Source organism: Nocardiopsis halotolerans DSM 44410 (assembly GCF_000341065.1).
GTDB lineage: Bacteria > Actinomycetota > Actinomycetes > Streptosporangiales > Streptosporangiaceae > Nocardiopsis > Nocardiopsis halotolerans.
The window spans coordinates 9,015-19,292 of sequence record NZ_ANAX01000043.1 but is presented as its reverse complement, the minus strand read 5'-3'; the positions used below and the strand labels follow the sequence as shown (position 1 = coordinate 19,292).

Annotated in this window: 10 protein-coding genes and 1 pseudogene; 4 read left to right on the top strand and 7 right to left on the bottom strand. The window is 71.6% G+C overall.

The window, feature by feature from the left end; genetic code table 11:
• A pseudogene (locus D455_RS35050) lies at positions 1-180 on the bottom strand (CPBP family intramembrane glutamate endopeptidase); the annotation flags it as partial.
• Positions 181-219: 39 nt separating this feature from the next.
• On the opposite strand from D455_RS35050, the gene D455_RS0103445 reads away from it, so the two are divergent.
• On the top strand, positions 220-903 hold the full coding sequence (locus tag D455_RS0103445; protein WP_017569372.1) for a TetR/AcrR family transcriptional regulator C-terminal domain-containing protein: 684 nt from the start codon (positions 220-222) through the stop codon (positions 901-903).
• A gap of 121 nt (positions 904-1,024) precedes the next feature.
• Here the strand turns inward: D455_RS0103445 and D455_RS32045 are convergent, their stop codons facing one another.
• The 5 genes from D455_RS32045 to D455_RS0103420 all read right to left on the bottom strand — a co-directional run bounded on the left by D455_RS32045 (position 1,025) and on the right by D455_RS0103420 (position 5,744).
• Positions 1,025-2,437 (bottom strand): pectin acetylesterase-family hydrolase, encoded by a 1,413-nt coding sequence (locus tag D455_RS32045; protein ID WP_017569371.1) that lies wholly within the window; start codon positions 2,435-2,437, stop codon positions 1,025-1,027.
• Positions 2,438-2,482: 45 nt separating this feature from the next.
• Entirely contained in the window at positions 2,483-3,502 is a 1,020-nt protein-coding gene (locus tag D455_RS0103435; protein ID WP_017569370.1) for an ABC transporter permease, read from the bottom strand.
• A complete protein-coding gene (locus D455_RS0103430) occupies positions 3,499-4,407 on the bottom strand; it encodes an ABC transporter ATP-binding protein (protein ID WP_017569369.1) in 909 nt (302 codons plus the stop codon). The genes D455_RS0103435 and D455_RS0103430 overlap by 4 nt, the downstream gene beginning before the upstream one ends.
• Positions 4,404-4,808, bottom strand: a complete 405-nt coding sequence (locus tag D455_RS0103425; RefSeq protein ID WP_017569368.1) for a GntR family transcriptional regulator — start codon at positions 4,806-4,808, stop codon at positions 4,404-4,406. The genes D455_RS0103430 and D455_RS0103425 overlap by 4 nt, the downstream gene beginning before the upstream one ends.
• Positions 4,809-5,018: 210 nt before the next feature.
• On the bottom strand, positions 5,019-5,744 hold the full coding sequence (locus D455_RS0103420; RefSeq protein WP_017569367.1) for a TetR/AcrR family transcriptional regulator: 726 nt from the start codon (positions 5,742-5,744) through the stop codon (positions 5,019-5,021).
• Positions 5,745-5,864: 120 nt separating this feature from the next.
• Between D455_RS0103420 and D455_RS0103415 the strand changes: the two genes are divergently transcribed.
• Positions 5,865-6,827, top strand: a complete 963-nt coding sequence (locus tag D455_RS0103415) for an NAD-dependent epimerase/dehydratase family protein (RefSeq protein ID WP_017569366.1) — start codon at positions 5,865-5,867, stop codon at positions 6,825-6,827.
• A 560-nt stretch (positions 6,828-7,387) separates the two neighbouring features.
• On the top strand, positions 7,388-8,479 hold the full coding sequence (locus D455_RS0103410; protein WP_017569365.1) for a hypothetical protein: 1,092 nt from the start codon (positions 7,388-7,390) through the stop codon (positions 8,477-8,479).
• Here D455_RS0103410 and D455_RS36095 read toward each other — a convergent pair.
• The gene (locus D455_RS36095) at positions 8,363-8,953 is read right to left on the bottom strand and encodes a transposase (protein WP_394296613.1); all 591 of its coding nucleotides are present in this window, start codon (positions 8,951-8,953) and stop codon (positions 8,363-8,365) included. The two genes, D455_RS0103410 and D455_RS36095, sit on opposite strands and share 117 nt — an antisense overlap.
• A gap of 277 nt (positions 8,954-9,230) precedes the next feature.
• Between D455_RS36095 and D455_RS0103405 the strand changes: the two genes are divergently transcribed.
• A complete protein-coding gene (locus D455_RS0103405) occupies positions 9,231-9,791 on the top strand; it encodes an RNA polymerase sigma factor (protein ID WP_017569364.1) in 561 nt (186 codons plus the stop codon).
• Positions 9,792-10,278 lie beyond the last annotated feature (487 nt).

Sequence of the window (10,278 nt, the reverse complement as noted above, 5' to 3'; positions counted from 1 at the left end):
CGTCGGGTCGCCGCCGGTGAACAGGCGGGAGCCGGCCCACCACGCGGTCCAGGAGAAGGCGAAGGCGATCACGAGGAAGGCGGTGAGGCCGTGGGCGGCGACGGCCGTCGTGCGGGCCGGGTCGGGGGCGGACGGGTGCGGTCGCGTCGTGGAGTAGTCGGTAACCATGCTGGGAAACATACACCGTTGGAGAGAAACCGACAACGTATGATGCGCTGTATGCTGTTGGACATGGCTGACTCAGGATCCGACCAGCAGTTCGACAGCGTCTTCCGCCGCCCGCAGCGCCGCCGCCGCTCCCAGCCCGCCCTCAGCCGCGAACGCATCGTCGCCGCGACGATCGCGCTGCTCGACCGGGAGGGCGCATCGGCGCTGACGATGCGCAAGGTCTCCTCCGAGCTCGGGGTGCACGCGACGAGCCTCTACTGGTACGTGGAACGCCGGGAGGACCTCGTGGACCTGGCCGTGGACGAGGTCCTGGCGGAGGCCGCCTCGGCCCTGCCCGCTCCGGACGCGCCCTGGGACACCGCGGTCAGGGAGACCGCCCACCGGTTCTACACGGCCCTGGCCGCGCACGCCTGGGCGGCGGAGTTCGCGGGCTCCCGGCCGCTGATCGGCCCGAACGCGGTCGCCCTGTCGAGGCGGATCATCAGCGCGCTCGGGGAGTCCGGCGGGGACGAGCAGGAGCAGGCCGTCGCGATCCGGGCGGTGTCGAACCAGATCCTCGGCGCGGCCACGTCCGCCGTCACCATGCGCGTGACGAGGGCGGATTCCCCGGACGGGCACCGGGAGGCCGTCACCGCCGCGGTGTCGGAGCCGGAGACTCTGGCCATGGAGAACACCTACTTCGACCAGGTGCTGGACCTGGTGCTGGAGGGCGTCAGGGCGCGGCACGGGGTGTAGGGTCTGCGGCCCCGGAGCCGACCGGAGCCGACCGGAGCCGACCGGAGCCGCGCACCGCGCCAGCCCTGGCGACCAGGGCCGCGGAGCCGTGCGGGTGGCCGCGGGGCCGCCCGCACGTGGCCTACTCCTCCGTGCAGTCGGTGCAGCGCACGTCGTCGACCGGTTCGCCCCCGTGCAGCCGGGTGATCCAGTCGACCAGCGCGACGCCGCCGACGTTCTCGGTGTAGAAGTGGTCGTTCCCGAACACCACGTGTCCGTCACCGGGCGCGGTGTAGCTGTGGACGTTCACTCCGGCGCCCTCGATCAGTGCCTCGTTGGCGTCGATGCGGGCGAGGAGGTCGTCCCCGTCGACGCCCGCGAGTTCGAGGTGGACTGCCTGGTTCTCGTCCCGGGCGTGGTCGTAGCGGGCGAACACGATGTCGGGGTCGTACCGCCCGCTCCGGACGGAGAGCCCCGGCGCGCTCCAGCGTCCGGCGCCCGGGTCGAGGCCCCCGGGCAGCGCGGGGAAGGCGTCGCCGACCCCCCACGCGCCACCGTTGAGGATGTCGTTGAGCGCGGGCACGTCGGAGTAGGAGCCCGACGAGTCCGCCACCACCATGACGTCGGCCCCGGGGAGGCGGTCCGACACCAGACCGGCGTAGAGCGGCGCGGAGATCGAACCGGCGCTCGCGCCGATCACGACGACCTCGGCGGCGTCGGGGAAGGTCTCCGTCAGGTGGTCGAGGGCGGCACCGGCGTTGACGGCGCCCCTGTGCTCGACGGTGAGGTCGGCGGTGTACTCGGTGGTGGCGTCGCCGAGGTGGGCGTCCGCCGTGCAGTAGGGCACGAACACGAAGGAGTGGCCGGCGAACGGGTTGCGTTCGTCGGCGAAGTCGAACACGCCCTCACCGTCAGGTCCGTCGGCCGTCCTCTGGTACTCGTTGTCACCGCCGGGCGCGCAGGTCTCGGCGGACCAGCAGGCACCGCCGCCGTCGAGGAAGAGCACGACCCTCTCGGGGTCCGCCTCCCGGACGTGGAAGCCGTACTCCGAGCCGTCCGCGCACCGGCAGTCGCCCCCCGGCACGATCCGCTCCCACCCCTCCGCGGCGGGGGCGACCTCGTGCCTCCCGCCTCCGTCGGTGGGCCGGACCTCGTCGAGGATCGACCGGCAGGTCTCCTGCGCCGCCCGTACCTGCTCGCGCGGCGCGCTGAGTCGGGAGACGCCCTCGAAGAAGACGCCGCCGTCGGACTCGATCGTGGGATCGGGGTAGTCGCTGACGCCCTGGTCGCGCACGCACTCGGCGAACGCGAACGCCGCTTCGGCCGCCGTGCCGGTGCCCTCCGCGGCCTCGTGGGGTGTGGTCGGGTCGTCCCTGAGGAGGACGATCCCCGTTCCTCCGGCCAGCAGCACCAGGACGGCGACTCCCGGGACGACGGCGCGTCGGCGGGTCGGTAACCACCACCGGTGCGACCGCTTCGCGCCGCTGTCCGTGTCGGACGGCCGGGGCGGCGGGTCGTCGGCCTCGTGGTGCCGCGTGTCGTGGGTCTCGTCCATGGGGGGTCACCGCGCTTTCTCACTCGGGAGTGTTCGTGGGTCGGGTCATGAGGGACGTCGGACGCGCCAGAGGCAGAAGCCCGCGAGACCGAGGGCGAGGAGGGTGTGGATTCCGGTCTCGATCCACTGCAACGGCCAGAACCGGCTGGCGGGGTGGTAGGTCACCTGGAGCCGGTAGCCCAGCCGCGTCATCTCGGCCAGGCACTCCCCGGGACCCGCCTCGGGGGAGCGCCCGCAGGGTCCCGTGGACGTGGGCACGTCGACGGTCCCGACGACCCGCCCCGACGCGTTGACGGTGCGGCTGGACAGCAGCCAGGCACCCGTGTCCCCCGCGTCGACGGTCACCCGGTCCGGGCCGACGCGGGCCACCCTGAACCCCGCCGCGTTCGTTTCGCTGATCTCGATGGTCGAGCGGACCGGCGGGAGCAGGGAGGGCCGCACCAGGGCCGGCACGGCGATCTGGACGGCGACGAGGACCGCGAGGGTGAGGGCCATGGCGGGGAGGAGACGCCGCACGAGCATCCCCACGGCCACGCCGAGGGCGAGGGCGAGGACCGCGTAGCCGACGGGAACGACGCCGCGTGCGGCGAACAGCACGGGCTCCATGCGTGAGAGGGTGCTGGCGGCCGTGTCGAGGGGAGGGGACCACCAGGTCACCAGGAGACTCCCCAGACCGGCGACGGTCACCGCGGCCAGGCCGACGAGGCCCAGTCTGGTCGCCAGCCACCGGGTCCGGGTGACGCTCTGGCTCCACACCAGCGCGTGCGTGCCGGCCTCGAACTCCCGGGCGACCAGCGGCGCCCCCCAGAACATCCCGATGAGGGCGGGCATGGCGAGCACGAGCCCGGTGACGGCGAAGAAAGCGGTCCGGTGGTCCCGGAAGAACCGCTGGCCCGGGACCGAACATCCGCCGCCTCCCTCGACGGAGGCGCAGGCGGCGAGCTCCGTGGCGTACTCCTCGGCCAGACCCGGGCCGGTGAGGGCGAGGGCCGCGGCCAGCAGGACGAGCGCCGCGGTCGCCGACGCGGCCGAGGCACGGAACTGGCGCCAGGCGAGCCAGATCATCGCAACACCCTCAGCGTGGTCCGGTGGCCGTCGCGTTCGGTGCGGACGGTGGTGGACGTCGGGTCCATGTAGGCGATGACGAGGTCCTCCAGACCGATCCGACCGGTGATCCAGGTGGGGTCGTGGACCGGAGCGTCACCGCGGACGACGAAGGTGCTCTGCCGGTCGGTGTGGCTGGCGGAGACGACGTGGCGGTCCCCCGGGAGCCGGGCGGGGTCGCGGCGTGGTCCGGTGATCCGGTGATGGGTGGCCAGCAGGTCGTCGACCGGCGCCGCCACGCGGACCCGGGAGTCGACGAGCACGACCAGGTAGTCGCAGACCCGTTCCACGTCGGGGACCAGGTGGGACGACAGGACCACGGTCAGTCCGCCCTCGGCCGCGGCCTCCATCAGTCCCTGGAGGAACTCCCTGCGGGCGAGCGGGTCCAGGGCGGCGACCGGCTCGTCGAGGAGGAGCAGCTCGGGCCGCTTGGCGAGGCCCATCGTCAGCGCGAGCTGGGCGCGCTGCCCGGCGGACAGCCTTCCCGCCGGGCGGCCGGGATCGATGCCGAGCCGTTGGACGCGCCGCCGCGCCAGCGCGTCGTCCCATCCGGGGTTGAGGCGGGAGCCCAACCGGAGGTGGTCGGCGACGCTCAACCTGTCGTAGACGGGGGTCCCCTGGGCGACGAAACCGACCCTGGCGAGCTGTTCCGGGCCGGCCCCCGGACGGTCGCCGAGCACCGTGATGTCGCCCGTCGTGGGTGCCAGTTGGCCGCTGGCCAGGCCCAACAGCGTGGTCTTGCCCGCCCCGTTGGGTCCCACCAGTCCGACGACGTGCCCCACCGGGATCTCCAGGGCGCAGTCGGTCAGCGCCCAGTGCCGCCCGTAGCGCTTCCCCAACCCGTCGGCGCGCACGGCGGCGGTCACGCGATGTCCTGCTGGGCGGCGGTCCGCAGGGTCTCCAGGAACAGAGCCTCGATGCTCTCGTCGTCGAGACCGGCCCGGTGGGCCTTGGCCAACCAGCGCCGCAACTCCTGCCGCAGCGGACCGTGCGCGGTGAGCGACGCGTCCGCCAGCGTCGCCGTCACGAACGTCCCCACCCCGGGCCGGGCGGCCACCAGACCCTCGTGTTCGAGCTCCCGGTAGGCCTTGAGCACCGTGTTGGGGTTGATCGCCAGCTGGGCCACCACCTCCTTGACCGTCGGCAGTTGGTCACCCTCGTGCAACAGGCCCAGCCGCAGCGCCTGGCGCACCTGGCGGACCACCTGCCGGTAGGGCGAGAGGCCGGACCGCTGGTCAAGATGGAACTCGATCACCGAGGACCCCATTTATCTACGTAACTAGTACTTTAGATACGCAGGATAGGACGCCCACGGGGACCCGTCAATACGGGGCCGGAGCGCAGGGCTGATGACCGCCGAGGACGTCGGCGGGGAGGGGCGGAGCGGGAGGGGACGGGCTCGCGAGCGGCGATGGGGCCTGACGTGCGGCGTTGGACGCGGCTCACCCCACCGCGTGGACAGGGGAGCGGAGCGTCGTCAGGCGCGGGGGATGCCGGCGGCGCGTGCCGTCGTGCGCGCCACGTGCTCCAGGTGGGCCTGGCGCGCGTCGATGACTCCGTCGTACTGGCCGAAGAGTTCGAAGCCGACCGTGCCGAACAGGGTGGTCCAGGCGTCGATGACGGCGAGCGCGGTCTCCGGTGTCAGGGCCGTGAGCGTCTCGGCCCGGTCGGGGTCCATGGTGGCGGCGATGGCGGTGACGCGGGCCTCGACGTCGGCGCGCAGGTCCGCGGGGACGGGCGGGAGGTCGCGGGACGCCGGGCCTGGCGTGCGCGGGGCGTCGGCGGCGACGCGGGCGAGCAGCAGGACGACTCGGGTGGCGGGTTCGGTGGTGTCCCGCGGCGCGGAGTAACCGGGCACCGGTGAGCCGTAGATGAGGGCGTACTCGTGCGGGTGTCCCAGCGCCCAGGCGCGTACCGCCCGGAAGACGGCGGCCCACCGTCCGGCGTGGTCGTCGCGGTCGACGGCGGACTCCTCCTTCTCGGCCGCGGCCCCCAGCCCCTCGTAGGCGGCGACGATGAGCGCCGTCAGCAGGGCGTCCCTGTTCGGAAAGTACCGGTAGACCGCGGAGGCGGCCATGCCGAGATCGCGTGTGACGGCGCGCACGGAGAGGCCGGTCGCGCCGTGTTCGGCGAGGTGGCGGCGGGCGACCTCGGTGATCTCGGCGATGAACTCGGCGCGGACGCGGTCTCGGATACCAGCCATACGGCGAGTGTGCCATGGGAAGAGCGGCGATGCGAAACGTGAACAGTGCTCTTGACTGGGCGCCCTGATGGTGGAACATTGTTCTTGTCTGAGATCAGTGTTCTCCAAGAAGGGTCTGTCATGTCTCTCCACGTCATCGTCGGTGCGGGTGCGCTCGGCACCGCGCTCGCCCGCCACCTCGCCGACTCGGGGCAGGAGGTCCGGATCGTCACCCGCTCCGGCGGCGGTCCCGAGCACCCCCTGGTCGAACGTGTGCGCGCCGACGCCACCGACGCCGCCGCGCTCGCCCGCCACGCGCACGGCGCGGTCGCGCTCCACAACTGCGCGAACCCCCCGTCGTACGACATGTGGGAGCGGCACTGGCCTCCGCTGGCCGCGGCCCTGCTGGAGGCCGCCGAGAGGACCGGGGCGGTGCTGGCCATCGGCGGGTGCCTCTACGGTTACGGCCCGGTCGAGGGGCCCATCCACCGCGAACTGCCCCTGGCCGCCACCGACCACAAGGGCCGGATGCGCACGAGGATCTGGCGGGAGGCCCTGGCACGGCACGAGGCGGGCGCGGTGCGGGTGACCGAGGTGCGCGCCTCCGACTACGTCGGCGCCATGAACCCGACGGCCAGCTACCTCGAGTTCTACGCCGAACAGGCGCGCACCAGGCGCCGGGTGTTCACCTTCGGGGACCCGGACCAGGTGCACAGCGTCACCTACGTTCCCGACACGGCCCGCGTCCTGGCCGCGGCGGCCGTCGACGAGCGGGCCTGGGGGCGGGCCTGGCACGTCCCCTCACCGCCGGCGCGCACCGTGCGGGAGATGGTGGCCGACCTGGCCGGGGCCTCCGGCGCGGCCCGCCCCTCCGTGGTCAGGATCCCGCGGCCGCTGCTGCGGGCGACGTTCCCGTTCTCTCCGTTCCTGCGCGAGATGGGCGAGCTGCTCTACCAGTGGGACGCCCCCTACGTCATCGACGCCGCCGTGACCACCGAGGTCTTCGGGATCGAGGCGACGCCGTGGGAGGAGATCGTGCGCGCCACGGCTGAAGGGCTGGGCGTCCGCGCCGCCGATGGCGCCGGCGCCCGGGGCCGCTCCTGACACCCCGCCCCTCCGCCGGAGAGCGGGATCCCCACGGGAACGTCCTTCTCGCCGTCGGCGCACCCCGGCCCCCGACCACGTCCTTCCCGCGCCCACGGGTCACCGGAGCGCCGACGACGGTGGTGGGCGCGACAGGAAAGGCCCCGTGGAGCGGGGCCTTCGTCCGCGTCCGAGGGGAAATCGAATCCCCGCGCCCTTGACGCCGGGGGGCGGGAAAAACGCGGCCGAAAAAGGCTGTGACCAGGGAGGAAAAGGAATATGTCCCACCGATTCGTCCGGGGCGGAACGGGTTCTCCCTGGTTGGTTCGCGACCCGGTCGCGCCCTCACCGCATTCCGGGGGGAGGCCCGACGGGGCCTCTCCGCCGGCGAGGCCCGTCGCTATGATCGTCCAAGCCGAGGCGATGCCCGGGGAGGGTGGTGAACCAGTGTTCTCGCTGTGCCCGTCATTCTTCCGTGGGTTATGAGTCCCAGTCGGTCGGGGGGTGCCCGTCACTCTGCGTCATTGGCGACTCCACGCAAGGATCTCATCCACGTATGAGCAGAAAGGGTCGACGGCGGCATGTTCGAAACTCCCAAAGACCATCTGAGGAACATCGACAGATCGACCGCGAAAAGCGCGGAGCACCTGAGAGGCATCAAGGACTCGGCCGCGAGCACCGCCCGGTCGGCGGCACAGAACACGGAGCTTTTGAAGGGCATCGCGTTCACCAGCGGTGCCAGCATGGTCTTCAACGGAATCACCGCCGCGAACAGCGCGCGAATGGCGAGGACGCAGGAGCAGCAGTTCGCACTCCAGCAGGAGCAGCACGCGCTTCAGCAGGCCATGGCCGAACAGACCGCCCGGCACGAGTTCTCGATGTGGCGGCAGACGCCGGAGGGTGAGGCGTTCGTCGACTGGCAGCGGCGTGCCGCCGTCCTCATACCGTTCCTGCGCAACCGCGAACGAGTCTGGAACGCCGTGTGGGCGGACGCGATCAGGCGAGCACAGGGCGAGGTCCCCCCTGACGAGAGGCGGCGCTTCACGAGTCACCCGGCACGTCTGCGGCAGACCGGGTTCAAGGTCGCCTCCCTCGTCAGTTTCGCCCTCTCCGGCCTGTTCGCGCTCATGATGCTCCTTCAGATCATGAGCGGGGCGCTCTCGGAGTCCCTCGAACAGTCCGCGGGCAGGGACCGTCTCACCTACGCGGAATGCCTCGAGATCCTCGACGACCCGGACAACTTCATCATGAACGAGGCCGACTGCGAAGCCATCAACCCCAACCCCAGCGGACCGATCATCCGACGGGCCGTACCGATGGTGCTGTTCGCCGGACTGGGGGTCACGTTCCTCGTCATGCGCAGGACCAGGCAGCGAGCGGCGAAGGCCGACCCGACAGTGGAGAACGAGGCCGCGGCGAGGGTCGCCACATGGGGGTTCGACCCGCTGACGACGCGGGGCGCGTGGTACGCGTGGCACGAATCGCAGGGGTTCATCGGCTATCCGGACCGTATCGAACACATGGTGCACAGTGGTCCCTCCCAGCGCCCGCAGCCGTCACAGCTCATTCCGCTCCAGGTGCCGACCCCCCGGACGCCTTCCCCCAGGCTCCCCGACGAGGTCAACAGGGCCCTGACCTCGTTCCAGCAGGAGAACGAGAGCTTCGCCCCCTGACGGCGGGGAGGCGGCACACCACGGGGCGCCCTCGCCCGAGGCGAAGCGCTTCCTCCCGGGCGTCTGTGGCGTCTCCGCCGGGGCTGGGTACGGGCTGGGCACGTCGGCGCCGGCGGCCCCTCCGGGCCCCGGGGCGGCCGGTCCTTCGACGGCGGGGGCCGGCGTCCCCGCTCCCGGCCGTCCCCATGGCCCGGGCAACAAGAAAGGCCCTGCTGAGCAGGGCCTTCGTTCGTGTCCGAGGGGGGACTTCGACCATTCCCCCACACGGACCGAGTCCCCTGGTCCTGAGCACCGACCTGTCGCTGGACGGGCGGTGACGCCAAAGAGGCCGTCGGCCTTCTCCCATGAACAGCCGGAGGCCTGGACGAACAGCACGGTGGTGAGTACCGCTCTTTGGTCGGCGCGGGGGCGACCGGTCTTCGGTGGCGGGGGCAGTAGCGGCTGGACGATCTTCCAGAGCCCGTCGGGCAACACATCAATCACAGAGTGTGATCATGCCAGGCGCAGAGCTACTTCGCTGAGCTTTTGAGATGAACTCTCAGGGGCTGCCCTGTCCTGGCCGGTTTTCATCGAGATGGGGAAAGTGAGGGTCTCCGCGTCCGATCTGCCCCGGTCGTGACCCCAATTCCCCCGTTCGATGAACCACGCCGCGGCGGGGAGAATCGTGACCGATGCGGCACAAGCAATAGCAATGTGACTCGCATCACTCCTTTGTGAGAACCGATCGCGGATCCGCCACGTCTTGCCAAGCGTGAGAAGAACTCGGGGAGCGATCGAGTCGGCCGACGAGGCCGGCCTCGTCCGCTTGGTTGCCAAGGGGGACCGGGCGGCTTTCGAGGAGCTGTACCGCCGGACCTCGCCATGGCTGGCCCTACGTTTGCGGCGCCGATGCAGCGATGAGCAGATCGTGGCCGAGGTGCTGCAGGAGTCCTACCTCGCCGTATGGCGGGCGGCGGGAAGTTTTGCCGGGACAGCGGTGGACGGCAGCGCCGCGGGGTGGCTGTGGACCATCGCCGCGCGCCGGCTCGTGGACGCGTTCCGGCGCCGTGCGCGGTATCTGCATCCGCCTCCGGAAGCCGCCGAACCGGTGGCCGCACCAGCCGCGGAGGACGAAGCGCTAGCCGGAGCGGTCAGCGGCGAATTGGGAAGCGCGTTGAACACGCTGGCACCCGAACTGCGGCAGGTGCTGCAGGCCATGGTGATCGACGGGCTGTCGGTGCGGGAGACCTCCGTGCTGCTGGGACTGCCGGAGGGAACCGTGAAGACTCGGGCGCGCCGGGCGCGGATCATCATGCGGGAGGCACTGTCATGAACGACCAGCACAAGACGCATGCTTCCATCGAGCTGATCCGCCGCTACGCGCGCGCTGACGCGATCGCCAGCGAGGTGCTGTGGTCGCTGGAATCGCACCTGGAATCCTGCCCGTCCTGTCGCGCCCGCCTCGCCGAGGAAGTGCCCGGCCAGGCGCCCCGGACGGCGGCGCTAGTCGATCGAACCTGGGAAGCACTGGCACCGTCCCTGACCACCGGCCCGCCCGTACCCCGCCGGGGGCGACTGGCACGGTTGGCGGGCTGGACCTCGCCGGTGATGCTTCCGTGGGTCGTTGGTGCGGCACTGGTGGCAGTGCTGGCTGTGGCCGTCGATTCGTTCTTCGCTGTTCCCGGAGGCCGTCCGCTGGTGCTGCTGCTGGCCCCGGTCATTCCGGTGCTCGGCATCGCCGCGGTATGGACGAGAAGTCTCGATCCGGCGTATGAGCTGGTGGCCGCGACCCCGCGAGCAGGGCTTTATCTGCTGCTGCG

Bases quoted from the DNA above. Each gene is read 5' to 3' on its own strand.
- D455_RS0103445 (WP_017569372.1), top strand. From the start codon at position 220: ATGCTGTTGGACATGGCTGACTCAGGATCCGACCAGCAGTTCGACAGC.
- D455_RS32045 (WP_017569371.1), bottom strand. From the start codon at position 2,437: ATGGACGAGACCCACGACACGCGGCACCACGAGGCCGACGACCCGCCG.
- D455_RS0103435 (WP_017569370.1), bottom strand. From the start codon at position 3,502: ATGATCTGGCTCGCCTGGCGCCAGTTCCGTGCCTCGGCCGCGTCGGCG.
- D455_RS0103425 (WP_017569368.1), bottom strand. From the start codon at position 4,808: ATGGGGTCCTCGGTGATCGAGTTCCATCTTGACCAGCGGTCCGGCCTC.
- D455_RS0103420 (WP_017569367.1), bottom strand. From the start codon at position 5,744: ATGGCTGGTATCCGAGACCGCGTCCGCGCCGAGTTCATCGCCGAGATC.
- D455_RS0103415 (WP_017569366.1), top strand. From the start codon at position 5,865: ATGTCTCTCCACGTCATCGTCGGTGCGGGTGCGCTCGGCACCGCGCTC.
- D455_RS0103410 (WP_017569365.1), top strand. From the start codon at position 7,388: ATGTTCGAAACTCCCAAAGACCATCTGAGGAACATCGACAGATCGACC.